The sequence below is a fragment of the Priestia sp. USM5 genome, assembly GCF_058323215.1.
The window spans coordinates 2,656,823-2,683,351 of sequence record NZ_JBSGKN010000001.1 but is presented as its reverse complement, the minus strand read 5'-3'; the positions used below and the strand labels follow the sequence as shown (position 1 = coordinate 2,683,351).

25 protein-coding genes are annotated in these 26,529 nt (G+C 37.3%); 16 read left to right on the top strand and 9 right to left on the bottom strand.

Features of this window, described 5'->3' with window-relative positions:
• Window positions 1-129 precede the first annotated feature (129 nt).
• A complete protein-coding gene (locus ACWATA_RS14455; protein ID WP_028413630.1) occupies window positions 130-528 on the bottom strand; it encodes a thiol-disulfide oxidoreductase DCC family protein in 399 nt (132 codons plus the stop codon).
• Window positions 529-677: 149 nt separating this feature from the next.
• On the opposite strand from ACWATA_RS14455, the gene ACWATA_RS14450 reads away from it, so the two are divergent.
• Window positions 678-1,244 (top strand): RNA polymerase sigma factor, encoded by a 567-nt coding sequence (locus tag ACWATA_RS14450; RefSeq protein WP_028413629.1) that lies wholly within the window; start codon window positions 678-680, stop codon window positions 1,242-1,244.
• Complete coding sequence (locus tag ACWATA_RS14445) at window positions 1,241-2,002, top strand: anti-sigma factor (protein ID WP_028413628.1); 762 nt, start codon at window positions 1,241-1,243, stop codon at window positions 2,000-2,002. Before ACWATA_RS14450 ends, ACWATA_RS14445 begins: the two co-directional genes overlap by 4 nt.
• Before the next feature lie 42 nt (window positions 2,003-2,044).
• On the opposite strand, the gene ACWATA_RS14440 is transcribed toward ACWATA_RS14445, so the two are convergent.
• Window positions 2,045-2,479 carry an Hsp20/alpha crystallin family protein gene (locus ACWATA_RS14440; RefSeq protein ID WP_013082862.1) on the bottom strand — a complete coding sequence of 145 codons (435 nt, stop codon included), beginning with the start codon at window positions 2,477-2,479 and terminating at the stop codon, window positions 2,045-2,047.
• A gap of 229 nt (window positions 2,480-2,708) precedes the next feature.
• On the opposite strand from ACWATA_RS14440, the gene ACWATA_RS14435 reads away from it, so the two are divergent.
• Entirely contained in the window at window positions 2,709-3,089 is a 381-nt protein-coding gene (locus tag ACWATA_RS14435) for a replication termination protein (protein ID WP_013056721.1), read from the top strand.
• Between the two features lie 374 nt (window positions 3,090-3,463).
• Entirely contained in the window at window positions 3,464-3,742 is a 279-nt protein-coding gene (locus ACWATA_RS14430) for an AbrB/MazE/SpoVT family DNA-binding domain-containing protein (protein ID WP_025752053.1), read from the top strand.
• 86 nt (window positions 3,743-3,828) lie between these two features.
• Here the strand turns inward: ACWATA_RS14430 and ACWATA_RS14425 are convergent, their stop codons facing one another.
• Window positions 3,829-5,202, bottom strand: a complete 1,374-nt coding sequence (locus ACWATA_RS14425) for an MATE family efflux transporter (RefSeq protein ID WP_028413627.1) — start codon at window positions 5,200-5,202, stop codon at window positions 3,829-3,831.
• A 219-nt stretch (window positions 5,203-5,421) separates the two neighbouring features.
• On the opposite strand from ACWATA_RS14425, the gene ACWATA_RS14420 reads away from it, so the two are divergent.
• Window positions 5,422-6,174, top strand: a complete 753-nt coding sequence (locus ACWATA_RS14420; protein ID WP_028413626.1) for an SDR family NAD(P)-dependent oxidoreductase — start codon at window positions 5,422-5,424, stop codon at window positions 6,172-6,174.
• A gap of 31 nt (window positions 6,175-6,205) precedes the next feature.
• Here ACWATA_RS14420 and ACWATA_RS14415 read toward each other — a convergent pair whose 3' ends face one another.
• A complete protein-coding gene (locus tag ACWATA_RS14415) occupies window positions 6,206-7,717 on the bottom strand; it encodes a phytoene desaturase family protein (protein WP_028413625.1) in 1,512 nt (503 codons plus the stop codon).
• A gap of 136 nt (window positions 7,718-7,853) precedes the next feature.
• Here ACWATA_RS14415 and ACWATA_RS14410 point away from each other — a divergent pair, with 136 nt between their 5' ends.
• Together ACWATA_RS14410 and ACWATA_RS14405 are read left to right on the top strand one after the other, a co-directional pair.
• Window positions 7,854-8,957, top strand: coding sequence for a glycosyltransferase family 2 protein (locus ACWATA_RS14410; RefSeq protein WP_034269311.1), 1,104 nt, complete (start codon window positions 7,854-7,856; stop codon window positions 8,955-8,957).
• On the top strand, window positions 8,900-9,418 hold the full coding sequence (locus tag ACWATA_RS14405) for a glycosyl-4,4'-diaponeurosporenoate acyltransferase CrtO family protein (protein WP_228307693.1): 519 nt from the start codon (window positions 8,900-8,902) through the stop codon (window positions 9,416-9,418). The genes ACWATA_RS14410 and ACWATA_RS14405 overlap by 58 nt, the downstream gene beginning before the upstream one ends.
• Here ACWATA_RS14405 and ACWATA_RS14400 read toward each other — a convergent pair.
• Window positions 9,415-9,867 (bottom strand): hypothetical protein, encoded by a 453-nt coding sequence (locus ACWATA_RS14400; RefSeq protein WP_013056728.1) that lies wholly within the window; start codon window positions 9,865-9,867, stop codon window positions 9,415-9,417. The two genes, ACWATA_RS14405 and ACWATA_RS14400, sit on opposite strands and share 4 nt — an antisense overlap.
• A gap of 669 nt (window positions 9,868-10,536) precedes the next feature.
• Between ACWATA_RS14400 and ltaS the strand changes: the two genes are divergently transcribed.
• The 3 genes from ltaS to ACWATA_RS14385 all read left to right on the top strand — a co-directional run bounded on the left by ltaS (window position 10,537) and on the right by ACWATA_RS14385 (window position 14,457).
• A complete protein-coding gene (ltaS, locus tag ACWATA_RS14395) occupies window positions 10,537-12,474 on the top strand; it encodes a lipoteichoic acid synthase (protein ID WP_013056729.1) in 1,938 nt (645 codons plus the stop codon).
• Window positions 12,475-12,639: 165 nt separating this feature from the next.
• Window positions 12,640-13,284, top strand: coding sequence for a 5-bromo-4-chloroindolyl phosphate hydrolysis family protein (locus ACWATA_RS14390; RefSeq protein WP_033578779.1), 645 nt, complete (start codon window positions 12,640-12,642; stop codon window positions 13,282-13,284).
• 24 nt (window positions 13,285-13,308) lie between these two features.
• Complete coding sequence (locus ACWATA_RS14385) at window positions 13,309-14,457, top strand: toxic anion resistance protein (RefSeq protein ID WP_033578780.1); 1,149 nt, start codon at window positions 13,309-13,311, stop codon at window positions 14,455-14,457.
• A gap of 46 nt (window positions 14,458-14,503) precedes the next feature.
• On the opposite strand, the gene ACWATA_RS14380 is transcribed toward ACWATA_RS14385, so the two are convergent.
• The gene (locus ACWATA_RS14380; protein WP_033578781.1) at window positions 14,504-15,079 is read right to left on the bottom strand and encodes a DUF8580 domain-containing lipoprotein; all 576 of its coding nucleotides are present in this window, start codon (window positions 15,077-15,079) and stop codon (window positions 14,504-14,506) included.
• A 21-nt stretch (window positions 15,080-15,100) separates the two neighbouring features.
• Complete coding sequence (locus tag ACWATA_RS14375) at window positions 15,101-15,610, bottom strand: hypothetical protein (protein WP_033578782.1); 510 nt, start codon at window positions 15,608-15,610, stop codon at window positions 15,101-15,103.
• Between the two features lie 139 nt (window positions 15,611-15,749).
• On the opposite strand from ACWATA_RS14375, the gene ACWATA_RS14370 reads away from it, so the two are divergent.
• Both ACWATA_RS14370 and ACWATA_RS14365 read left to right on the top strand, forming a co-directional pair.
• The gene (locus ACWATA_RS14370; protein ID WP_013056734.1) at window positions 15,750-15,893 is read left to right on the top strand and encodes a hypothetical protein; all 144 of its coding nucleotides are present in this window, start codon (window positions 15,750-15,752) and stop codon (window positions 15,891-15,893) included.
• Window positions 15,894-16,661 (top strand): polysaccharide deacetylase family protein, encoded by a 768-nt coding sequence (locus ACWATA_RS14365; RefSeq protein WP_033578783.1) that lies wholly within the window; start codon window positions 15,894-15,896, stop codon window positions 16,659-16,661. It begins immediately after the preceding gene.
• Between the two features lie 39 nt (window positions 16,662-16,700).
• Here ACWATA_RS14365 and ACWATA_RS14360 read toward each other — a convergent pair whose 3' ends face one another.
• Window positions 16,701-18,179 (bottom strand): potassium/proton antiporter, encoded by a 1,479-nt coding sequence (locus ACWATA_RS14360; RefSeq protein WP_033578784.1) that lies wholly within the window; start codon window positions 18,177-18,179, stop codon window positions 16,701-16,703.
• 164 nt (window positions 18,180-18,343) lie between these two features.
• The gene (locus tag ACWATA_RS14355; protein WP_033578785.1) at window positions 18,344-19,720 is read right to left on the bottom strand and encodes a M28 family peptidase; all 1,377 of its coding nucleotides are present in this window, start codon (window positions 19,718-19,720) and stop codon (window positions 18,344-18,346) included.
• 325 nt (window positions 19,721-20,045) lie between these two features.
• Here ACWATA_RS14355 and ACWATA_RS14350 point away from each other — a divergent pair, with 325 nt between their 5' ends.
• The 4 genes from ACWATA_RS14350 to pulA all read left to right on the top strand — a co-directional run bounded on the left by ACWATA_RS14350 (window position 20,046) and on the right by pulA (window position 26,510).
• Window positions 20,046-21,329: an ATP-binding protein gene (locus ACWATA_RS14350; protein WP_033578786.1), complete on the top strand. Its 1,284-nt coding sequence runs from the start codon at window positions 20,046-20,048 to the stop codon at window positions 21,327-21,329.
• A gap of 104 nt (window positions 21,330-21,433) precedes the next feature.
• Window positions 21,434-21,802, top strand: coding sequence for a hypothetical protein (locus ACWATA_RS14345; protein WP_013056739.1), 369 nt, complete (start codon window positions 21,434-21,436; stop codon window positions 21,800-21,802).
• 252 nt (window positions 21,803-22,054) lie between these two features.
• Window positions 22,055-23,449, top strand: a complete 1,395-nt coding sequence (locus tag ACWATA_RS14340) for an L-cystine transporter (RefSeq protein ID WP_034269283.1) — start codon at window positions 22,055-22,057, stop codon at window positions 23,447-23,449.
• Window positions 23,450-23,624: 175 nt separating this feature from the next.
• Window positions 23,625-26,510 carry a type I pullulanase gene (gene pulA, locus ACWATA_RS14335; protein WP_315942253.1) on the top strand — a complete coding sequence of 962 codons (2,886 nt, stop codon included), beginning with the start codon at window positions 23,625-23,627 and terminating at the stop codon, window positions 26,508-26,510.
• The last annotated feature ends 19 nt before the right edge of the window (window positions 26,511-26,529 follow it).

The window sequence follows — 26,529 nt, the reverse complement described above, 5'->3', positions numbered from 1 at the left end:
AAATCCGAACTATAGTTCAGCATTCTTTCATTAGAATGTTGAATCAGTTCGGATTTTTTTATGAATAGACTTTCTTAACATAAAAATATGCCTCTTTGGAATCGTTTTTTCTCTATGTGCCGAGCTTTTTTAGTCATCGACAAATCGCTTTTTTGTATCAGAAGTTGGGAGCATGCAGTGCTGCTGTTTGCCAAACCACTTATATCGGTTGCGAGCGATCCAGTTGTATACGATATCTCGAATAGGCGCAGGAATGATAATAAGTGCATATAAAAATTTAACGGGTCCATCTAAGCGCTTGGCGATTTTTAAAGCAGCCGTTGATTTTATATATCTTTGTTTTCCATGGATATATACAATGCTGTCTAATTGCTCAGGAAGTAAGCCGTGAGAGGCGAGCTGCTGCTTTCCGAAATCTGATTGAAGAGAGGCGAAAGAAAACAAAGCTTGTTCATCATGTTTAATAATAAATTGAACACTGCTGTTACATAAATTACATATGCCATCAAAAAGAATCAAATGTTTCATTGGACAATTTCGCTCCTATTCCATAAAAAAAGTATAATTACTTGTCATTTTTGAAAAATAAAGGTACGTTTAAAAGATGTGAAAGTGATCCAAATGCAAAGGTAATTCGATTATATAATAAGGACTCATAAGAGTTAAAGGAGAAGGGTATGAAAGAGCAAAACGACGTTGTCTTATACAATAGAATAAAAGAACAAGACAAAAAAGCCCTTGAACTGCTGTATGACAAGTACGAGCGAATTCTTTATTCGTTTGTATACCGGTTAACAAATAGCTCTGATATTGCTGAAGAAGCTGTTCAAGAAGTATTTATTAAGCTGTGGAGAGGAAAGGGAGTTTACAGCGATGAAAAAGGGAAGTTTTCATCATGGCTGTTTACGATTACAAGAAACACCGCGATTGATATGGTGAGAAAAAGAAAAAACGATCCTATTTTCTCAGAAGAAATTTTTGATTTTATTGAAGATGATCATCCTCAGATTGACGAGCACCTTCAGTGGAAAGAAGAACAGCAGAGAGTACGGCACGCTGTATCAAAATTGTCTGAAGACCAAAAAAAGATTATTCAATCCGTTTATTTTAAGGGATTAACGCAGCAAAAAGTAGCAGAAGAGCAGCAAATCCCATTAGGAACAGTAAAGGGTAGGGTGCGATTAGCGTTGCGGAAATTAAAAACATATTTAGGTACCGATGCAGAAGGGAGAGCTGATTCATGAGTATGTGCGATAAACTAATTGATTACTATAATGATCAGTTGACTTCCCATGAGAAAAAAGAGTTTGAAATGCACTTAAAAAACTGTCAAAGCTGTCAGGATGAACTAAAAGAACTGGAGGAAGTTCTTGGAGATCTAACGTATTTGACACCAGAGCAATCTCCTCCTCCAGAAATGAAACAGCGAATACTTGCAAATGTATTCGAAGAAGATCAAGGTGAGACAAAGAGAGAATCAATAGCTTTAAAAAATGAAAAACAATATGCTGCGTCTAAGAAATCAAATAAAAAATCCGTCATTATTGGATTAGCTGCGGCACTTATTTTATCCCTTGTAGGAAACAGCTACTTTCTGTTGAAAGATGGAGACAAAGGCAAACAAGAACCAAATGTTTCGGTTGCTCCTCAAAATGAACCTCTTACATCTGAGAAAACGATGAAGCTGCAGGCAGAGCCGAATGTTTCTGGTGAAGCAACAGCATCTCTGACGAAAAAAGGTGGAAATTTAAATGTGGTCATTCAAGCGAATAACTTGAAAAATGTAAAAGGGAATGAAGTCTATCAGGTATGGCTCATAAAAGGTGATAAGCCTCACCCGGCAGGTGCTTTTGTAACAGATAAAAATGGAAATGGGACAGTGGTCTATACGATGAGCCAAAAAGAACAGAGTGAAAAGTGGGATGTTATGGCCATTACTTTAGAACCGAACGCGAATAATAAGACGCCAAAAGGAAACGTTGTGTTAAGTTCAGCGCTCTAACAAAAACCCTTCTGCTAGCAGAAGGGTTTTTGTTACGTGCAGTTAATCATCTTCAAACTGTATAGCAATGGTTTGATCATTTTCTATCTTATTCAGTCGAATTTCCAATAAACCATTTTTGTACTTAGCGCGAACTGGTTCGTCCGTGTAGTGAAAAGGAAGTTTGACCGTGCGAGAAAATACGCCTGTATGGCGTTCGTTCAGCTTTAGCTTTTGTTTAGATGCTTCATAAGCATAAGGAACGTTCCCTTCAACTGTTAATATATTTGCGTCCAACTTAATTTGAATGTCGTTAGTGGAATGTAGTCCAGGAACTTCAACGACGATAATGCCTTCTTTATCGGTTTCATATAAATCGACGTTTGGAAATCGCTTTGGCAAGATGTGATTTAAATCGCTCCAAAAGTGATTTCCAAGCATATCTTCTACCTTATGCTGAATTGAACCCCAATCAATCTCTTCATATTTTTTACTCAAAGGAACCCCTCCTTATATTCACGTAAATTCCTTCTATATATATGAAAAAAAGAAAATTCAATGCCTGCTTACAAAGAATGAGAAAAATGCGTAAATAAGTGAAAAAATGTGAGGAAAAAAAGAGATTTTGAGTGAAAAAGAAGGATTATGTAGAATAAAAAAAGTATAATTACGTATAGAGCTTTCTATTATTCTAAATGAAAGCAAGTATGTGAAGGGGGAAGTTGAGATGAGAGAAAAGCGTACATCCAGTGGTTTTCTATTAAAACAACGTGCTTTCTTAAAATTATATATGATTACAATGACGGAGCAAGAGCGTCTGTATGGCCTTCGGTTATTAGATGTGTTGAGAGATGAATTTCGACCTTTTGGATTCAAACCTAATCATTCTGAGGTATACAAAGCTCTTCATGACTTGATTGAAGACGGTGTCCTCAAACAGGTGAAGCGTAAAAAAGAAGGAATGAAGCTTCAAGAAGTGGTTTATTATACATTTACAAATGAGGGAGAAGAGAAAGCTAAATTATATAAAAAACAATTAAAAGTAGAGCTGGAGCGGTGTGAAGCTATGATTCAAAAAGCTATTCGTGACAACTTCGGGTCCAAATGAACGTGTCTTTAGTTAGAAAAGACACGTTTTTTCTATAGCTGATTTTGTCGTCTTATGTCGGAATAAAAGTTATAAAATGGGTACAAAGTAGTGTAAAAGATGGATATATAGTTATATTATGGATAAAATACACACTTTTAACATATATGGATGAATTCGATTTTAAAGATTATGCACTATTCATAAATAGTGTACGAATTGATATGATACAAAGTGTATATAAATCTATTTAATACGTTATTTGCCATATTTTAAGAACTTATAAACCGTTATCAGACCATCATTCAAGCATTTTGGTTTTAGCAACTCTGACGAATTTGACTAGATTTGTATCGAGAAGATATTATTTGTTTACTATGAAAGGAATGGATTTTATGAAGTCTACAGGAATTGTAAGAAAAGTAGATGAATTGGGTCGCGTAGTAATTCCTATTGAATTGCGCCGTATTTTAAATATCAACACAGGTGATCCAGTAGAAATATATGTTGATGAAGATATTATTATTTTACAAAAGTATAGCCCGTATGGTGCTTGCTTAGTAACTGGGGAAATTACGCGTGAAAACTTAACCTTTGGTAATGGAAACGTTGTGTTAAGTAAAAAAGGTGCGGAACAGCTTTTACAAGAGTTAGAGCGTACCTTAAATAAATAAGAAGTTTTAGGTCTTAGTATAAGGAAGAATATCCATCCATCTTTAAACCAAAAAAGAACGTTCTTTTGAGAACGTTCTTTTTTGGTTTAAGCCGTTCGAGAAGATTTATCCTCCTCTAGCAGCTGCTTTTTTTGTATTTTTATCAAACGATACGCAAGTCCTGTTGCTCCTGCAGCGAGCCCAGCAATTAGTCCAACCCAATAGCCAAACGCCTGCAAATCGGTGTATTTTGCTAACACAATGCCTAAAGGTAGACCAATTACCCAATAAGATACCAAGGACATTAAAAAGGTTACATTTACATCCTTATATCCTCGCAGCGCACCTTGAATAGGAGCTTGAAGAGCATCAGAAAGCTGAAAGAAAATTGCATAAATCAAAAAGTGAGAAGTTAATGCCAGTACCTCTGCATCTTTTGTATATAAAGATGCTACGGATTCTCGAAGAGTAAATAAAAGACCTGCGCAAACAAAAGCCATGCCAACAGCAATTGTTATACCAATTCTGCTATAGCTTCGTGCATCTTGATTCCGTTTAGCACCCGCTTCAAATCCTACAACGATTGTTAAAGCCATCGAAATACTCAGTGGAATCATATAGAGAAATGAGGCAAAATTAATAGCTGCTTGGTGAGAAGCGATTGTAATGGTATTATATGAGCTCATAAACAGCGTGACAGCTGAAAAAATACTTGTTTCGAAAAATACGGAAAAACCGATAGGTAAACCAATTTTTAATATTTCTTTCCAGGCAGAAAATGAGATACGGTGAAATTTTTTAAATAAACCGAAGCTAGAAAAAGGCTCTTTTTTATGAATAATTAAAATCGATATGACAAGTATGCACCAATATGTGATGGCCGTTGCATAACCAGAGCCTACGCCACCCAAGTGAGGGAAGCCCAGCTTACCGAAGATTAATACATAGTTTAAAGCCACATTAATCGGAAGCCCTAAAATGGTGACCAGCATAGACGTACGAGTTTGCCCTAAAGCATCAATAAAGTTTCGTAAAACCGTATAAATAAAAAGCGGAATAATACCAAAAGATAAAGCGATTAAATACTGTTTGGCAATGCGCATCACGTTTGCTTCTAAATTCATTCCTTTTAAGATAGGACTAACAACAAAAAAGCCGATTAAAATGATAACAGCGGCCATTAAAATGGAGACATAAAGCCCTTGAATGACAGAGAACGGAACTTTTTTCTTTTGATTAGCTCCCACCAGCTGTGCAACAATTGGTGTAATAGACATTAAAATTCCGCTTAGCCCTGTAAAAACAGGCACCCATAAGCTCGAACCAATTGCTACCCCTGCCAAGTCATCTGCACTAACTCTTCCTGACATCATCGTATCAAAGAAAGTCATTGAAAACATTCCAAACTGGGTGACCAATATCGGAAATAAAATAAAAACGAACTGCTTAACTTTTTGAGACGTTGAAAACGTTTGTTGCATTAAAAAACCCCCAATTTGAAAACATTTACACCAAAAAGCATTATATCACGCAAAGGCTTGTTTTTGCTAAGAGTTCTGACAATAAATTCAAAGAATGTATCCATAAAGAACCCACTTTGAAAGGAAGTAAAAGGTAAAGTAGTATATGATTTTAATTTTGAGACGCGGTGGGATATGATAGAAAGTATAGTAGTTATCATTTAACGTGGAGGGATACGTGTGGATTTACAGTTGCAAAGTAAAAATGTACTCATTACCGGTGGATCAAAAGGGATTGGGAAAGCTATAGCTGCTTTGTTTATTCAAGAAGGAGCAAACGTTGGAATTGCTGCAAGAGGAGAGGAAGCATTACAGCATGCACAGTCAGAATTAGAAAACGTACGTACATATACAGCAGATCTAACAAACGAAGCGGATAGAGTTGCGTTAATTAAGAAATTCATTAACGACTTTGGGAGTATTGATATTTTAATTAATAACGCTGGAGGAAGTAATGGAAGCACGGCAATGGAAACAGATTTATCTCTTTTTCAGGAAGCAATGGAGCTAAACTACTTTTCAGCTGTCCACTTGAGCAAGCTAGCAGCAGCTCGTATGACAAAAGATGCGGCAATCGTTAATGTTACGTCTATTTTTGGGAGAGAAAGTGGAGGGAAAGTCACGTACAATAACGCAAAAGCAGCGCTTATCAGCTTTACAAAGTCGTTTGCAGATGAAATGATTTCTAAAGGAATTCGTGTAAATGGAGTAGCGCCTGGAAGCATCTTGCATGAAACGGGTAATTGGAAAAAAAGAATGGATGAAAATCCGGAAAAGATTAAGCAGTTTGTTGAAAATGAAATACCCGCAGGGCGCTTTGGAGAGCCAGAAGAAGTGGCAAACGCCGTTGTTTTTTTAGCATCTTCTCAAGCTTCATGGATAGTAGGTGCGACATTAAACGTAGACGGTGGACAGTCAAAAATGAATTTTTAAAAAAAGTGCAGGAATTTCCTGCACTTTTTCATTATCCAATATCTTTTTGCATACGAGGAATTTGAAAATCTTCATTAATCGCGTCCGCTGTAAGCTGACCTGATAATGTCACCATCGGCACGCCGCCTCCAGGGTGTGTAGAGCCTCCTACAAAATAAAGGTTAGAAAGAAGCTGACTTCTTGCCGGAATTTTAAATCCTCCATTTTTCTTACGGTCAGTTGCTACGCCATAAATGGACCCACCGTTAGCGCCGTAAAGCTCTTGGATATCGTTAGGAGTAAACGTATATTCAAACTCAATGCTGGAACGTAAGTCTTCTAATCCCATTGCCTCAAGCTTTTTTAGTACGACATCACGGTAGCGGTCTTTTAATGCAGCCCAGTCGTCGCCTTCTTTTAAAGGAGGTACATGAGTAAGAACGAACAGGTTTTCTTTTCCTTCAGGAGCTTGCGTAGGGTCTGATTTAGACGATACGCCAATGTAAATTGTCGGATCCATGGCTACTTGACCTTTGTTAAAGATTGTATCAAACTCTTCTTTCTGATCCTTTGAGAAGAAGAAATTATGATGTTGAAGCTGTTTGTACTGTTTGTTAACCCCTAATAAAAGAACAAGGCCAGAAACAGTAGGTTCAAATTTTGCAAGCTGCTGAGTTTGCTTAGCTGCTTGCGCATGATTTTTTAATAAATAGCGGTAAGTTGGAATGGCTTCTAGATTAGATACCACAACATCTGCTGATAGGCTTTCACCGTTTTCTAGTGTAATTCCAGTTGCCTTTGCTCCGCTTGTTGTGATTTCTTTTACCGGCGTATTTAGATGCACAGTGACGCCAAGTTCTTGAAGGAGCTTATCCATCGCTTCAGCAATTTTGTACATTCCGCCTTTTACGTAATAAATACCTAATCCTAGCTGAACGTGAGCAAGCTGTGTTAATACAGCCGGTGCATGATAAGGAGAAGAGCCGATGTACATAATTAAAAAATTAAACAATTGACGCAAATGTTTGTTTGAAAAATATTTGCGTGTAGTAGCATCCATAGATCTCATTGGATCCATTTGAAGCAGTTCTTTTACCGTGTGCATCGTTCGTAAATCGTGCAGTCCAGATAAACTTTTTTTATAAAAACTTTTTAAGTTCGATTCGTACATTTTATTTGCATAAGATAAATAGTCAAAAAAACCTTCAATGTCTTCTGGAGCAAGTTCTTGAAGCTGCTGAAGCATGCGAGGAAGGTCACTGGTCAAATCAATTTGTGTTCCATCTTGGAAAAAAGTTCTCCACTGAGGCTCAATTCGTTCTATTGTCAAGTAGTCGTGGATATTGCGGCCTGCACTGTCAAACAGCTGCTCTAGCACCCACGGCATTGTTAAAATAGAAGGTCCCGTATCGAAAGAAAACCCTTTGCCGCTGCGAATATTTAACTTACCGCCAATTCGCTCGCTTTTTTCAACGACTGTTACATCATATCCATCAGCTGACAGACGAATAGCAGCTGACAGACCACCTAAACCTGCGCCTACAACAATTACTTTCTTTTTCATCTTTTTCCTCCTTATAAAACAAAAGCGAGTTGTCAACAATGTGTATAAAATGACTTCACGCAAAATAAAAATAGGTCTACAACTTTTTATTTTGTCCAGTTCGCTAATTTTCATACGTGAAGGAAAGGAGAAAGAGATGTCTTTTTTACTGGTTGCTCTTGTCTTGACAGGTACGCTTGTCATCACTATCCCTACATTTAAACGTGTAAAAATAGTAAGAAACGATATGTCATGTTTATCCATTATTATTCCAGCTAGAAATGAAGAAAAAAACCTTACCTTTTTATTGCAGTCACTCCAGTTACAGAACGCTGACTTTGAAGTGATTGTTGTAGATGACAACTCAACAGATCATACTGAGCGGGTAGCCAAAGCATTTGGCGTGAAAGTAGTGCACCCGGGGACACTTCCAGCTGGATGGTTAGGAAAGTCATGGGCATGCTGGAATGGAGCAAGAGAAGCAAAAGGCTCGGTGCTTTTGTTTTTAGATGCTGATCTTACAGTAGAGAAAGACGGAATTGAAAAAGTATTTTTCTACTATCAACAGCAAGGGGGGGTGCTGTCGGTTCATCCTTATCATCTTGTTAAGAGGCCTTATGAAATGTTTTCTGCTTTATTTCACTATGTTACGTTTGCATCGATTGGCGCTTTTCACCCCTTTAAAAATTGGAAAAGTCCTTCCGTCGGTTTCGGGCAGTGCTTGCTTTGCAGCGCAGCCTCCTACTTTCAAAGCGGAGGCCACGAAGGGATAAAAAAAGAAGTGGTTGAAAATATGGCACTGGTTGAGAAAATGAGCAAACAAGGTGAATTTATTACGTGTATGAGTGGACAAGGAGCTCTTTCCATGCGCATGTATCCAGATGGTATGAAAAGCCTGATAAGAGGGTGGAGTAAAAGCTTTGCTTCAGGTGCGGGGAAAACGGAAGCCATTTATTTATTTCTAGTAAGTTTATGGCTTACTAGCATGATTAATTATGTTCTTTTTTTACCTACTCTATGGAATCAACATGCAGGCTTGGCAATTAGCAGTTATGTTTGCTATGTCAGTCTCTTATTTAATAGCTTAAGAAAAATAGGTTCGTTTACTTTTTTTTCTTTGTGCTTATTTCCTATTCACGTGCTGTTTTTTCTGGGCCTATTCGTATGGTCTTTCATCCAAACAGCGGTGAGAAAGCAAGTTAAATGGAAAGAACGCAGCATATCTATAGAAGAAGAAAAAAAGAAGAAAGTGATAAAATGACAGGCGCTCAGCTCTTAATTAATATCATGGCATGGTTTGTGATTCACATGTTCATCGCCTACAGGTGCACAAAAATTTCTGCCTTTTATTTAAAAAAAGACCTTGCGCTGTTTAAGGTTCACAGCTGGGAAACAGTTGGAATATATAAAAAATTCGGGGTACACCGATGGAAAACGTGGCTTCCTGATGCAGGAAAGCTATTTAAACGAGGGTTTTATAAAAAGAAATGGGAGAGTAGAACGAAGGAATATGCACAGCTTTTTTTAATGGAAACAAATCGAGCAGAGTTAACTCACTGGATCAGCATACTTCCTTCTATTCTTTTTTTTATATGGAACTCTCCTTCTATAGGTGTTTGGATGGTTATTTATGCGATTATTGCAAACGTACCGTTTATTTTGGTTCAACGATATAATCGAATACGGATTCATCAAGTCGTTTTAAAACTCAAACGAAATTAATTAACATGCCTTTGGCTCCGAGTAGGGGCCTCGGTTTTTATCTTTTTCTCCTTATTTGAAGACAATAATTTCTTGGATAAAAGAAAAAAAGAAGCAAAGGCGATATAAATACTAAAAAACACTAAAAATCCCCATAAGCCTGCTATGGCATCATCAAATTCCATGTTGCCTCGAGTGGTAATTCCTTGCTGAATTTCAATAGCAAAAACTAAGACAAGCATAACCGTAAGAGTGTAGATAAAAGAAATAGCTGTAATACTAAATTTCCATTTTGACAATAATTTAAAGATCATATAAACGCTTAAAAACGTGAGCAGTCCAATAATGCCAATAATCCAGAAGTGAAGTTCTTTATCTGAAAGAGAAAATCCTAGTAAATAAAAAATATAAATTAATCCATCGTGCAATACATTAATAATATTTGTAATGAAAACAATACATTCTTTCATTTTTTCTCCTTTATAAAAATGTAAGACGTTTAAACTTCTAGGTATACAAGTATACGTAGCCCGTACTCATTCCAATTTTATATAAAAAATGCACTTTCTAGATCAAATATTAAAGAGATCTGAAATTTCAAATAATATTTATAATTTATATTATAAACAAAAAGGTAAAAAAATAAAAATTTTCGATGCAAACTGACACATTTTTTTCATATTTAAAGAAAGAAATAACTCAGAATATGTGGTTTACTGTAGAAAGAAAAGAAAATAAGAGGCATTGATATAACAAATATTCACAAGTGCTTTTATGCATTCTCTTGTAAAGCAGAAGGAAAACTAAGGCAAGTGTTAAATTTATATGTATAGTGGACAAAATAAAAAATAAATATAAAATAGTGAAACCTAAAGAGAAGCTGTCCGTATTAAATAGTGAGAAGAAAAAAGCGCAGGATATATTTGTGTTTGAAAGCCGATAGAGCTGGGAATAAGAAAGTAGTTATTTTCTCACGTTTGGTGAAAATTATACGTAGCGGTGTTGACAATTTTTTTTAAAGAGTTAAAATGTGAAAGAACAGATTAGCTCTCTTACATTTTTTGTAAGGGAGATTTCTTTTTACATTTACTATAAAAATAAAAGTGAGCTTAAATTTCAATAGAGACAGAGGTGGGAATATGAAACAGCTCATGACAAACGGTAAAAATATTTTTTCGAAACAACTGCCGTTATTTCTAATTGCAGTTTTGTTGTTTTGGATTAAAACGTATACCGTTTATCGTATCGAATTTAACTTAGGGCTAGATAATTTTATGCAAAAGTTCTTACTTTTCATAAACCCAATTGGTTCGGCAATTTTCTTTTTTGCCATTGCATTACTATTTAAAGGGCGCGGAAAAGTACGAGCACTGCTTGGAATGAATTTTTTACTTTCATTCATCCTGTACGCAAATGTAGTATACTATCGCTTCTTTAATGATTTTATTACTGTTCCTGTATTGACTCAGTCAAACAACTTTGGTCAATTAGGCGGCAGTGCTATGGCTTTAATTAGCCCAACTGATATTTTATACTTCACAGATTTCTTTATTCTTTTAGTTTTAGTATTATGGAAAAAAGTTGACTTACCAGCAACAATTAGTCGACGTACTGTGACAGGTGTATTTTTATCAGGGATTTTATTCTTAAGTGCCAACATCGCACTAGCGGAAATGGATCGTCCTCAACTATTAACAAGAACATTTGACCGCAACTATTTAGTAAAATATTTAGGAACGTATAACTATACGATCTATGACATCATCCAGAGCTCGAAATCTTCAGCACAGCGCGCGCTAGCAGATAGCAGTGATGTGGCTGAGGTAGAGAACTATGCAAAAGCAACGTATGCTGAACCGAACAAAGAATATTTCGGTCAAGCAAAAGGCAAAAACGTTATCTATATTTCATTAGAATCACTTCAGTCATTTATGATTGGTTATAAGTTAAATGGTGAAGAAGTAACGCCATTCTTAAATTCACTATTAAAAGATCAGAACACAATGTATTTCGATAACTTCTTCCATCAAACAGGGCAAGGTAAAACGTCAGATGCTGAATTCATGATGGAGAACTCATTATTCGGCTTACCTCAAGGTTCTGTATTTACAACAAAAGCAAATAACACCTATCAGTCGCTATCTGGTATTCTAGATCAGCAAGGCTATACAACATCTGTGTTCCACGGAAATGGAAAATCGTTCTGGAACCGTGATGAGATGTATAAATCAATGGGTGTAGAAAAATTCTTTGATTCAGCTTATTACAATATGTCAGACGAAGATACGCTGAACTATGGTTTAAAAGATAAACCTTTCTTTAAAGAATCAATGCCGTACCTAAAAGGCTTAAAGCAGCCATTTAGCGCGAAGTTCATTACGTTATCAAACCACTTCCCTTATCCATTAGATAAGGAAGACCAAACGATTGGACCTCATAATACGGGAGATAAGTCAGTTGACCAATACTTCCAAACGGCTCGTTATTTAGATGAATCAATTAAGCAATTCTTTGAGGACTTACAGGCCTCTGGCTTAGCAGACAATACGATGGTTGTGATGTACGGTGACCACTATGGTATTTCTGAAAACCATAAGCGTGCAATGGGCAAAGTAATGGGTAAAAACATCAATGATTTTGAACAAGCTCAACTGCAGCGCGTACCATTATTTATTACTTCACCAGGCCTTAAAGGCGGCGTAAATCATACGTATGGTGGAGATGTAGATGTTCGTCCAACAGTGATGCATTTATTAGGTCTTGATACAAAAGACTATATTGACTTTGGTACAGACTTATTATCAAAAGAACATCAGCAAGTTGTACCTTTCCGTAACGGTGACTTTGTTACACCGAAGGTAACAAAAGTTGATCAGAAAGTGTATGACAACGCAACGGGCAAGCAGCTTTCAGATAAGGAAGCGAAACAGTATGATAAGTATGATGAACTAGTTAAGAAAAAGCTAGAACTATCAGATAAACTTGTTTACGGAGACTTACTCCGCTTTCATACACCAGAAGGGTTCAAACCAATTGAACGTTCGAAGTATGATTACAACAAGCGCGAAGATCAATAAAAAACAGGCAGCTATAAAAGCTGCCTGTTTTTTTGTTTTGTGAAACTTTTAAGGGATTTATCCGTATATAAATTATAACAGTAATCGTTTTAAGAGATGGGAAGACAATGGTATAATATGTATACGTTTAAAAGTTCGGTCACATTTAAGATAGGAGTGAAAGCGATGAAAGTCGTTCGAATCATAAAAAAGATTCTTGCCATTTGGGTAACAGGAGCAGTAGCCGTTCCGGTCAGCTATTTTGGATTCAGTACCACGATGATTCAATCCGTTGGCATTAGTGTAGGAGTAATGGTCGTGATGAGCCTGTTTTTTATTATGAGCAGTGCTCGACGTCATTATCAAAATCCATATAGAGAAGAAATTGCATACGTGCGTCATCAAGTAAAAGAGGCAAGAAAGCAATTAAGAACCATTGGAAGCTATCGTTTTAAAATTCGGTCTGTTCATATGTGGACAGAACTTTCTAAACTATACAAAGTAGGCAAAAGCATCATTGAAATGGTAGAAAAAGAGCCCGCACGATATAAAGATGTTCAGCCCTTTTTTACGAACTACTTACAATCAACGGTTACCGTCATTGAAAGGTATATGTTTTTATTATCAAAACCAACGAAAAGCATAGAAGTAAAAGAAAGTCTTCATGAAGCGGAAGACATGCTGCGCGGGTTATCAGGGAAGTATGAGCATTTATTAACAAATGCTCTTTCACAAGATAAGCTGACATTAGATGTAGAGCTTAAAGTGCTAAAGCAAGCATTTGAAGAAGAGCAGCCGTATATACCGACAGCTACTAATCGCACAAAGTAATGTAAATGCAAAGGATGGGATTTTATGATGAAAGAATATGATCAAAATAAATCGTTAGATGCGCTGCTTGATGATCCTTTTGCTTCGCCTACCCCGCAGTTACAACAACCGGATACTCGCGCTGCAAAAAGAAGCACATACGATGATTTGACACCGGAATATCAGGAAAAAGCACAGAAAATCGCAAATCAAATTGATTATAAAAATCAGCAGGCTATCTTACAGTACGGGGTAGCAGCTCAGTCAGAACTATCTCAGTTTTCCCAATCTGTACTACAGCATGTTCAAACGAAAGATACAGGACCAGTAGGAGACGTTATAGGAGATTTGATGAGTAAGATTCGCCAAGTAAATCCCGATGACTTTTCTTCAAAGAAAAAAGGAGTCATCGGTCGATTGTTTTCAGGAGTCTCTAGGCCTATTCAAAATTTATTAACAAAATATCAAAGCATTAATGTTGAAATTGATAAAATTGCAGATAAGTTAGAGCGCTCAAAACAAATGCTGTATCGAGACATTACAATGTTAGATAGCTTATATGATAAAAATAAACAGTTTTATGAGGCGCTTAACGTTTACATTGCAGCGGCAGAATACAAGTTAGTGGGGCTGCAGAATGAAACGCTGCCCCAGCTGCAGCAAACAGCCTCTCAAAAAAATGACTACTTGATGGCTCAGGAGGTCAATGATTTAAATCAATTTATCAATAGGCTAGAAAAACGAGTGCACGATTTAAAGCTGAGCCGTCAAATTGCCATTCAAAGTGCACCGCAGATTCGATTAATTCAAGAAGTCAATCAGACCCTTGTGGAAAAAATTCAAAGCTCTATTTTAACAGCTATTCCACTTTGGAAAAATCAAGTAGTCATCGCAACCACTTTATTGCGCCAAAAGAAAGCAATGGAAGCCCAAAAACAAGTATCTAAGACAACAAACGACTTGCTTACTAAAAATTCAGAGCTGCTCAAGCAGAATACAATTGAAGTAGCTCGTGAAAACGAGGCAGGGATTGTCGATATCGAAACATTGAAAAAAACGCAGTCCGACTTGATTACTACGTTAGAAGAAGTACTAAAGATACAAGAAGAAGGGCGTACAAAGCGTACCGAGGCAGAATCAGAGCTGTATCAAATGGAAAAAGATTTAAAAACCAAACTGTTAGATATGAAATAAAGAAAAAGTCGGTTTACACACTTTGTAAACCGACTTTTTTTCTGTTTTATGCATTTTGAAGTGTTTTCGCCATTTCCAAAAACGGAGTTAAATCCCTTTCGGATTTAGGAGCAAAGATCGTTAATCGGAAAGTAGGGTGTTGATTTTGCTTTCGAACAAGAAAGCCGTATGCATTACTTTTATCATCGGACGCTTTGTACGCAGCTTCTATCTCTAAGCTAGATTGAATGAGGTGCGTGTCAAGGGAAGCCACTTCCGAAAAGCCAGCTCTTAAAATTTCTTTTGTTTCTTTCTTCAGCTCCTCTACACTTTTATTTGAGGGAAACACTTCAATCCGCATCCACAAAGCATCATTTTTTTTATTGTAAATGACATCTTTTCGGGGCTCTTCTTCTGTAAACTCGTATCCTTCTAGTACGTAAAGCGTATAGTTTTGATTACTGCTTCTTTTAAGATAACCTACATCTGTTCTGCTGCTTCCTTTGTAAGGATAGGTGAAGTTTTGCTGTGGCAAGCGTTCTCTTGGAATTTCTTTTTGTGTGTTGATAAGCTCTTCGCGAAAAGCAGTTGAACAGCCACTCATCAAACATATAAAACAAACAAGAAATATCTTTTTTTTCATAGCTGGCTTCCTTATCTATTTTCATTCATGCGTTTTTACTGAGTTAACAATTGAAATTAACTTTTTTTCATCATCGGAATTTTTAGCCGTAACCATCGTGATTTTTAAAGCAGGGTGCCCCTTTGTTTCTCTTAATACATATAGTTTTGCCGTTTCTTTTTTACTCCCAGACATAGATGCAAACACAACGGGTTGAATAAATGGGGATGTAGAAGAAATTTTTAACGATTTTCCAAACTGGTCATCAAACAATTCTTTTGAACGATCTAGATATGGTGTGCTTGTACTTTCTTTCCCGGAAAGGACTTCAATTCGCATCCACGTATAGGGAGTCTTGGTTGAAAAAAGAATATCTTTTCCATCTTCTTCTTTTTGAAGCGTATATTCACCGGGCAATGAAAGAGAATATCCTTGTTCGCTTACGGTGAGCTGCTGATGTTTCTCGTTGCTTTCACTGATTGCTTTAACAGAAGGCAGTATAACCATGGTTCCGCTTATCATTAACAGAAGCGCTAAATAAAATTTTCGCATGTATATATCTCCTATTCAAAACGCTAGACAGCGTGTAATTACTATATAAAAATGTTTTCGCCATGTTAGAACCCGTAGGTTTATTTTTGACTTTTTGGTAAAGCTAAAAACACAATCAATTAGTAATGGAGAGAAGACTATGAAAAACCGTAAATCAACTTCTGCAGCTAATCGCCGTCAACAGCGCGTGTGTTTGGGTGATGAACGATTATTTGCAGTTGGTATTAAAGCGTTTATTGACAATACGCATGAATCACACCTAGACAAAAAAGGAGGTCATTGAGTGAAATGGTGCTTGTCAATTATTATTATTGTTTCCATTAATTTCTACGGTATTCAGGTGGATGCTGCAAAGAAGAGCAGATTTTATTATGAAAGAAAAGGAGATATCGTGTGGGAAGTTCCCATGAAAGATGAGAAGTTAATTGCGCTTACATTTGATGATGGACCAGATCCTAAATATACGCCGACTATTTTAAATTTATTGCAAAAATACGGTGCCAAAGCAACTTTTTTTGTAGTCGGCGATCGAATAACGTCATTTCCCAAGCTTGCTCAAAGAGAAGTTCGTGAAGGTCATGAACTTGCTAATCATACATATAGCCATTTGAAAGTAAGGGGCCAGGAAGTAGAGAGAATTGAACAAGAAATTGAAAAAGCCGATGAACGTATACAAGCTATTACAGGAATAAAACCTTACCTGTTTCGTCCACCTACTGGTTATTATGACGATCGGGTAGTAAAAGCTGCTAAAAATCAGCAGTATACGATTATTCTTTGGTCTTGGCATCAAGATACATTTGATTGGAGAAATCCAGGCGTCGGTAAAATTGTAAGTCAAGTGCTTAACCATGCCAGGTCAGGAGATATTGTATTGTTTCATGATACGGGAGGAGATCGAACTCAAACCATTGAAGCATTAAAACAAATTTTACCGAAGTTAAAAGAAGAGGGGTATAAATTTGTAACGGTCTCAGAACTTTTAAAACATCATCCCAATTATAAATCTCTTTATTTGATGCAACAGCAAAAACAGCACTCCGTTCAATAAGCGGGTGCTGTTTTTCTAGTAAAAGCTTTAGCTAATCTTTTAACTGGTTTTTCCTTCTCTTTCGTCCCCATCAGACGTATTTTTTTGGAAAAATGCTTTTACTTTATCTCGTTTTTTCTTCGAAATAAGAATATATAATGTATCACCTGCAAAAATTTGTGTATTTCCTCTAGGTGTAAGTAATTTATCATCTCGAATAACAGCAGTCACTAAAATGTCTTCAGGGAGGTGAAGTTCTTCAAGCGATTTACCTGATATATCTGCATGTTCCACGAGCTTCAACTCAATCATTTCATTTTTGGTTTTGCCCATCGAAACAAGCTCGAGACTGTGAGGAACCGTCTCTTTTTCACCTTGAGAAAGGTTTAGAAATTTGGCTAAAGGAGCGATTGTTGCTCCTTGAAGAAGAGCGGAAGTTAAGACCACAAAGAAAACGACGTTAAAAATGAGCGTGCTGTTCTCCAAACCTGCCATCATAGGATAAGTAGCCAATACAATTGGAACAGCTCCTTTTAAACCGGCCCAAGAAATAAACAGTTTTTCTTTGGATGAGTATTTAGCAAACATCATCGAAAGAAATACGCCGAGTGGACGAGCGACAAACATAAGTAAAAGAGATAACAGTATACCCTGCCAAATGATATCTAGCAGTTGATTAGGAAAGACAAGAAGGCCGAGTAAAATAAACATTAAAATTTGCATCATCCATGCAAAACCTTCGTTAAAGCGGACAATTGTGTGACGATAAGTTAGATCTGCATTTCCTACTACCACTGCCATTACGTATACAGCAAGTAGACCGCTTGCCTCTACAAATGTGGAAATTCCATAGGTTAAGGCGGCCAATGACAATGTAAGCACAGGGTAAAGCCCAGAAGAATCCAAATTAATTCGATTAATAATCCAAACGGATGCTTTTCCAAGTACTAAACCAAGTACCAGCCCGATTCCCATTTGCCAAAAGAAATTAAAGATTAATGAGAGGATAGGAGAGTCTGGATGTTGAATTAATTCAATAATAGAAACGGTTAAGAAAATGGCCATCGGATCGTTGGAACCAGATTCTGCTTCTAGCGTGGAGTTTAGTTTTTGGCGGATGTTCTGTGTCCCTAGTACAGAGAACACGGCTGCGGCATCTGTAGAGCCAACGATTGCCCCAAATAAAAAGCCTTCAAGCCAAGTAACACCTAAAATATATTTGGCAAGTACACCCGTTAAAACTGTCGTAATGAGGACTCCGAAAGTAGCTAATGAAACGGAAGGGCGAACAACGCGCTTAACATCTTTCCATTTGGTCTGCACGCCTCCATCAAAAAGAATAATGATAAGCGCTAATATTCCGAATCCTTGTGTTAAAAGAGCATTGTCAAAGTAGATGTAGTGGCTAACAACCATTCCTACAATAATAAAGAGTACAAGCGAAGGGACCCCAAGGCGAGTAGAGAACTTTGCAGTAAGTACCCCTATGACAAGGAGAATGGATAATAAGAGAATTGAATGGTCTACCGTAAAATCCAAAAAATACACCTCTTTTGTTCAAAATTTTTATGTAAGCAATAAGTGAGGTTCCTCTATAATAATTGTAGCATAATGGATTTAAAACCTTGAGAAATCTGCTTATCAAAAAAAGAGATGCATAAACATCTCTTTTTTGGTCATGTATGAATAACAGGGATAGATTCTTATTTAACATCTTGCTCGTGATAAAGATGAGGAGCTTTAAATGTTGCTTTCTTTTTAACGGAAGAACCTTGTTGGTCTGGACGGGAACGATCGTAAATAGCTGTTCCAACAATCTCAGCCACATCTTGAAGTTTTTCTTTGCTTATTTTATCAAGGGTATCTTCAGGCGTATGATACCAAGGTTCAGACGGACTGTGAATAAATAGAGCAGCCGGTATTCCTGCCTCTGCAAAAGGAACGTGATCACTGCGGCCGCCAGCTTGGAATGGCGTAGGTGATCCATTTAATCTTGTACTTGAAGCTTGAGCTAATTCTGTGACAAGATTTGGTGTTCCATCAGCTGTATTCATCACCAAATCTCCCGCATCTCGACTTCCTACCATGTCTAAATTAAACATTCCAACAATACGATTTTTCTCATTTTCAGATAGCTCACTAACATAATGCTCGGATCCTAGTAAGCCTACTTCTTCAGCCCCGAATGTAACAAATCGCAGTTCTGTATCGGTAGGAAGAGTTTTAAATACGCGAGCTAATTCAAGCACCATTGCTGTTCCAGAAGCATCGTCATTTGCCCCAGGTGCTCCGGCCACAGAATCATGATGAGCACCTACTACAATAATATCATTTGTTCCTTTTTTCTTAAAAGTAGAAGGTTTAGCAGCGGTTACATTATAAGATGTTCGCTCACTTACGACAGCTCCTTCAATTTTTACTGTACCTGAAGGCTTTTCGCCTTTTTGAATAGAAGTAAGAATCTTTTCACCTTCTTCTTTGGTAACAGCAAGAGACGGAATGTAGTTATCATTAGCGCCGCCAAGCGTTCCGTTTAGCTCACCGTCTGTATTATTAAAAATAATGACGGCTGCAGCCCCTTTTTCAGCAGCATTTAATACTTTTTCACCAAAAGTAATAGTGCCTCGCTGAACTAATACAATTTTACCTGTCACATCTTTGTTTGCTAAATTATCTTTTGTACCCAGCCCTCCATCGACAATTTCAGCTGTGACATTTCCATTGGTGCTATAAGTAAAAGTTGTTGGAGAGTAGCCGGTACCGTTTACGCTTAGTGAAAAACTAGCTGCTGGTGTGTAACCGGTAAAGGTAAAAGGTTCCACTTCGCTCTCATAGCCTAGTTTAGACAAACGCTTTTGAACAAATGTAGCAGCTTCGCGTTCAGCTTCAGTTCCTGCCACACGAGATTTTTTTGAGAGATACGCAATGTCTTGATAAATTTTCTCAGCATTGATTTTTTTTAATACTTTTTGTTCAGAACTTTGATGGTGAGAAGCATTTGCAGAAGTAGAAGCTTGTACACTTGTAAAAGATAAAGTCAAACTTGTGGCTACAGCCAAAGAAATCACGGTTTTTTTCATTAAAATCCCCCTAAATTTATCGATGTAGTTGGTACTATTCGAATTTACAATATTAAGAAAATACAAAAAAGAGTATTATTACCTAAATGTTCCAGGATATTCCGTATCTAAATTCCTATTTTAATAGAGAAAATAATTCAAATAAAATGAAAATGCGGAAACAAATAAAGAGGATAAAAGAAACTGTGTCAAAAGTAATAAGAAAAGGTATTAGATAAGAATAAAAAAATAAGGTAAACTAGTTTAAAAGTAAGAAGAATATTCAGAACTTAATTGATGAAACATAGAGAGTATTCACATAAAAAACAAAGGCTGGTGGGAAATATTGATAAAAAATAGGGAGGGTGTACGAAAAGCAGCGGCGGTAACGGGTCTTCTGCTTTTAGGGGTGTACACCGTCTTTCAAACAATGGCATTTTTTAAAGGAGCATATGCTCTTAGCAGTTTGATAAAAGATAGTTTACTAGTGGGCATAACGGCTGGCACGTTTTATTTACTTCATAAGCGTTCGGTTTATACCCAGGTGTCTGATGAACAGTATCAGCTTGCTACATTAATAAACTCAATGCCAGATTTTATTTGTTTTAAAGATGGAGCTGGCAAATGGGTGGCGGTGAACGATTTTGGAAGAGAACTTTATCATTTAAAGGGTATTGATTACAGGGGTAAAACCGATGCAGAGCTTGGGGAGCTTGTGCCTTTCTTTCAAGCGGCTTTCTTACACTGTATTTCATCGGATGAAGAAGCTTGGAGAAAAAAGGAAAAGGTACGCATGGAAGAAGCATTTGAAATACCAAACGGCGAGGTCAAAACATTTGACGTCATTAAAGTACCTGTGTTTTTTGATGATGGCTCAAGAAAAGCTCTTATTACGATTGGACGAGATATCACTCAGCAAAAGCTTGCAGAAGCGCTTCTGATAAAAAAGGAAAAGCTTTCTGTAGTAGGCGAATTAGCTGCTGGAATTGCCCATGAAATTAGAAATCCGCTTACGAGTATTAAAGGGTTTGTTCAGCTCATGAAAGAAACAGACCGATCCGCGGTAGGGTATGCTAATATCATGCTTGATGAGCTGGAACGAATTAATGGTATTGTTAGTGAAATGCTCCTGTTGTCAAAACCTGAAAGTGAACATTTTCGCGTGTTTTCTCTTACAGAAGCGGTTAAGTATGTAATGAGTCTAACTTCCCATGAAGCTTTATTGAAAAATATTGACTTCTTATACGATGAACAAACAAATAACGCTAGTGTATATGGAAATAAAAATCACCTTATCCAAGTATTACTTAATGTTTTTAAAAACGCAATTGAAGCCATGGATAAGCCTGGAAATATTTATATCACAATCAAAACAGCGCAGGATGACCATATTTTTATAGAAGTTAGAGATGAAGGAGTAGGAATTTCTAAAGACCGTCTAGAACATATAGGAGAACCGTTTTTTACTTTAAAAGAAAAAGGAATGGGGCTTGGATTAACAATCAGCTCTAAAATTATTCATGATCATCACGGTACCCTGCAGATTGAGAGTGAACAGAAAAAAGGGACGATTGTTAAAATCCGACTGCCTCTGTATGTCGAAGATACGGCGGTTTTTGCAAGCAAATGAAATGTTGTAAACGAAAAGTAATGAAAACGTCATCCATTTCTTATTGCTAAACGCAGCTGTACATGATGTAATAAAAGAAACGAACATGTCAGGAAGGTAGCAAAATGAGACGTGCAGATCAAAAAATTATATTACCGTATACACCGGAAAATTTAAGAATGCTATTGCTTCAAGTATGTGACGGAGAAAATCCGTTTTCCCATCAAGACCTTGCGTATTGGTGTGATAAATATACTCTCCATTATTATGAGTATGAAGCGGATGAAACGCAGTGGATGAATGATATGCAGCAGACAGATAATAGGCAAGATCTAGCTAAATCCTATGCCATTGCTAAAGATATTGGCTGGCAGTGGTACTTTTATATGGCTAGAGGAACGACGCTATCTGATATTCAATATGTCGAGCTTCACGAACTAGAATTACCCAGACATTTGTTTGTAAAATGGCTAAATGAATTATATGAAATGTAATCCTATATATGAATTGTAGTACATCCGGTCTGATGAAAGAAAGGCCATCTCTGGTAACGGAGCAAAAGACCACTGAAGTACATACAAGCGTAAAATAGAAAGCTAAGGAAAATCCTTAGCTTTTTTGTTTTGTCAAAATTATTCAAAAAAACTGTCTTTAGGAAAAAACATAAAACCTAGTTGACTTATTGGTATTGTTGTATTATAAGTAATAGAGACATAAATTATGGAAAAATTACAGGGGGAACATCTATGAATAACTTATTAGTCATTCTAAACATCCTTATTATGCTGGCACTGCTTGCGGGGCTGTTTATGATGCAGAAAAAACATGTATCATTTTCAAAGCGTGTGTTCACGGCGCTTGGCCTAGGGATTATTTTTGGCTTTGCTCTTCAGTGGGTGTATGGTCCGACTCATGAAGTAACGATAGCGACCGCCGATTGGTTTAGCATTGTAGGAAGCGGATATGTGAAGTTTCTTCAAATGATTGTCATGCCGCTTGTATTTGTATCGATTGTAGCGGCATTCACTCGTTTGAAATTGACGAGCAATATTGGAAAGATTAGTAGTTTAATTATTGGGATTTTGCTTGTCACAACAGCGATAGCAGCTGCAATTGGTATTTTTACAACAACGAGCTTTAATTTAGAATCTGTCCAAATCACAAAAGGGGAAGCGGAACTTCAGCGCGGAGAGGACTTGGAAAACAATTTATCTAGTTTAGAAGCAAAAACAATTCCGCAGCAAGTAGTAGAATTATTACCTGCTAACCCGTTTCTTGATTTAACAGGCGCACGATCAACTTCCACGATTGGCGTTGTCATCTTTGCCGCATTTGTTGGAATTGCGTATTTAGGCGTGAAGCGTAAAAAAGCTGAGGAAGCGGCGTTATTTTCAAAAATTATTGATACGCTTTATGCAATTGTCATGCGTGTAGTGACGCTAATTCTTCGTTTAACTCCTTATGGGGTACTTGCAATTATGACCAAAACAGTAGCAACGAGTGATATTGATGCAATTGTTAAACTTGGAAAATTTGTTGTAGCATCATATGTCGCATTGGCAGCTATGTTTATCGTTCACTTAGTTATTCTAACAATCATCGGTGTAAATCCGATCACATATGTTAAGAAAGTATTTCCTGTATTGGCGTTTGCCTTTACTTCTCGTACGAGTGCTGGAGCATTGCCTTTGAATGTTAACACACAAACAAGACAGTTAGGGGTTCCAGAAGGAATTGCGAATTTTGCAGGTTCATTTGGTCTTACAATCGGTCAAAACGGATGCGCTGGAATATATCCAGCTATGTTAGCCGTTATGATTGCACCAACGGTAGGTATTGATCCTTTAACGCCTTCATTTATTTTCACGTTGATTGCCATTGTAGCAATTAGTTCGTTTGGCGTAGCAGGGGTTGGCGGAGGAGCGACATTTGCGGCTTTACTTGTATTATCTTCTATGAATTTGCCCGTAGCGCTAGCAGGCTTATTAATTTCAGTAGAACCACTGATTGATATGGGACGTACGGCACTTAATGTAAGTGGAAGCATGACAGCCGGAGTCGTAACTAGTAAACTAACAAAAGAGTTAGATACAAACGTATACAACGATCAAACCATCTCACCTGAAACAGCAGAAGTGTAAAAGAGATACGGTATCCATAGTTAACATTGTTAACTATGGATTTTTTTTCTTTATCCGCATAAAATAGGAAAAAATACTTATGATAACGCTTTCAAAAAAGGTTATAGTGAAAAATGTGTACGTACTTTATTTTACGGGAGGGTTTTAATTGAAACGTAGTTGGACTAAATATGCAATGGTACTGACGGCTTTACTCTTACTAGTAAGCTCTTTTTTTAGCCCGTTTATGCAATCGTTTGCATCTGCAGCGGATACCACAAAACTCACGATTCACTATCAGCCTGCTTCAAACGATACAAAAGAATGGGGATTATGGGTTTTTCCTGAAGGAGGAGAAGGGAAGCCTTACGCATTTACAGGGGAAGATCAATTTGGAAAAGTAGCGGAAGTTGAACTACCCGGTACTTATGACAAAGTAGGTTTTATTGTACGAACAGAGTCGTGGGAAAAAGATGGAGGAGACCGCTTCGTTTCAGTGGAGAACGGTGAAGGAGAAGTATGGGTAAAAAGTGGAGATGAACATACATATACGTCTCCTCCTGACGGTGAATATCGAGATTTACCGGAATTTGATAAAGTAAACGTTACCTTAAACTATCATCGGTACGATGGAGATTATAGCGGGTGGAACATTTGGGCATGGCCAGGTGATGAAAAAGAAGGCAAGCAAATCGAATTTACGGAAGACACGAATTTTGGGAAGAAAGCAACTTACACAATTAACAGTGGAAGTGGTAATTTATTTGACAAAATTGGTTTTATTGTACGCCATTCTACTAGTGACAGCGATTGGGAAAATAAAGACGGAGGAAACCGCTTTATTACCAAGGTTGGTAAAGATGGGAATGTAGAAGTATGGATTGTTCAAGGGCAAAATCGAATTTATTACGATAGAGCTGGAGTAGATCTCACTCGGAAAATCATGAAGGCGACGATGGATACATTTAATCAAATCACCTTAGAAACAAACGTGCCGTTTGACTCTTCTAAGAGTTTAGGAGACATTGAAATTGACGGAGCTCAAATTGAGAAAGTGACACCTTATAAAGAGGGAGGAGACGCTGTTACTACTAAAATTAAAATCATAACAAAACGGCCTTTGGACGTTACACAAACGTATAGAGTTAAGCAAAAAGGATACGGATCAGCTGATGTAGTCAATGGAAATGTCGTGCGTACGAAAGAATTTGACGAAAAGTATGCATATAGCGGAAACGATTTAGGAAACACATATTCTAAGAAACAAACAAATTTTCGCGTATGGGCTCCAACTGCAAGCGAAGCCAAGCTAGTGACTTATTCGTCATGGAACTCGAAAGCTTTAAAAGAAATTTCTATGACTAAAAGTGAAAAAGGAACGTGGAAAGCGGAGTTAAAAGGAAATCAAGATGAACTAATTTATACGTACAAAGTAAAAATTGGGAACGTCTGGAATGAAGCGGTTGATCCATATGTACGAGCAACAACGGTCAATGGAGATCGCGGAGTCGTCGTAGATTTGGCTAAAACAAATCCGAAAAAGTGGAGTACAAATAAGCCGAAATTTAAAAATCCAGAAGATGCCATTATCTATGAACTGCACGTACGAGATTTATCGTCTCAAAAAGAGAGCGGTATCAAAAACAAAGGAAAATATTTAGGCGTAGCGGAGTGGAATACGAAAGGACCAAATGGAGTAAAAACAGGACTCAGTCATATTAAAGATTTAGGTGTAACGCACGTCCAGTTCCTGCCTATTTACGATTATCGTACGGTGGATGAAACGAAATTAAACGAGCCGCAGTTTAACTGGGGATATGATCCGAAAAATTATAACGTCCCAGAAGGCTCCTATTCAACAAACCCATATAATCCTAAGACTAGAATTATTGAGCTCAAACAAATGATTCAAACGCTTCATGACAAGCAGCTTCGCATGGTAATGGACGTTGTTTATAATCACGTGTATGCAGTGAGTGAGCATAGTTTTGATAAACTAGTTCCAGGCTACTACTTCCGTTATAAAGAAGATGGAACTCTATCCAACGGAACAGGTGTTGGAAACGACACGGCGTCTGAACGGAAAATGGTTCGGAAGTTTATCGTAGATTCTGTTGCGTATTGGGCAAAAGAGTACCACATTGACGGGTTTCGGTTTGATTTAATGGGGATTCACGATACAAAGACAATGAATGAAGTGAGAAAGAAGTTAGATGAACTTGATCCTTCCATTATCGTCTTAGGAGAGGGCTGGGATCTAGGAACCGAGCTTGACGCTAAGCTCAAAGCTAACCAGAAAAACGCTCAGGATATGAAGCGCATCGCTCACTTTAATGACGGTATGCGGGATGGTCTTAAAGGCAGCGTATTTTTTGATCATGACAACGGATTTGTGAATGGAAAGCAAGGACAAGAAAAGCTCATACAGCAAAGTATAGCAGCTGGAATTGATTATGATCGTTCAACTGCCACGTATGAAGATCCAGATCAAGTTGTTACGTATGTAGAAGCGCACGATAACCATACGTTATGGGATAAGCTTCAGCTGACGAACCCTGCTGACACCGAGCAAACGAAAAAGCAAATGCACAAGCTTGCTTCTTCTATTATTTTAACATCTCAAGGAATGAACTTTATACATGCAGGTCAAGAGTTTATGAGAACAAAAGGCGGAGACCATAACAGCTATCAGTCACCCGATTCTGTCAATCAGCTAGATTGGAAGCGCCGAGCAGCTTTCAGACAAGAAGTAAATTACATGAAGGGACTTATTGCGCTTCGAAAGCAATATTCGTCATTTAGAATGACGAGTGCACAGGCTATTCATCAAAATTTACGCTTTGTTGATGCACCAGCAAACGTAGTAGGTTATACGTTAAATGCTAAAGCTAATAAAGATAAAGCAAACGAAATAATGGTGATTCATAATGCAAATAAACAAGCTCAAACGGTTCATTTGCCTTCTAACAGAACGTGGAGATTACTTGTTGACGGCGAGCGGGCCGGAACAAAAACGCTCCGTACGGTGAAAGGAAATACAATAAACGTTTCGCCTCTTTCGACATTTGTACTAGTAAGATAAGTTTTAGATAGCTAGAATG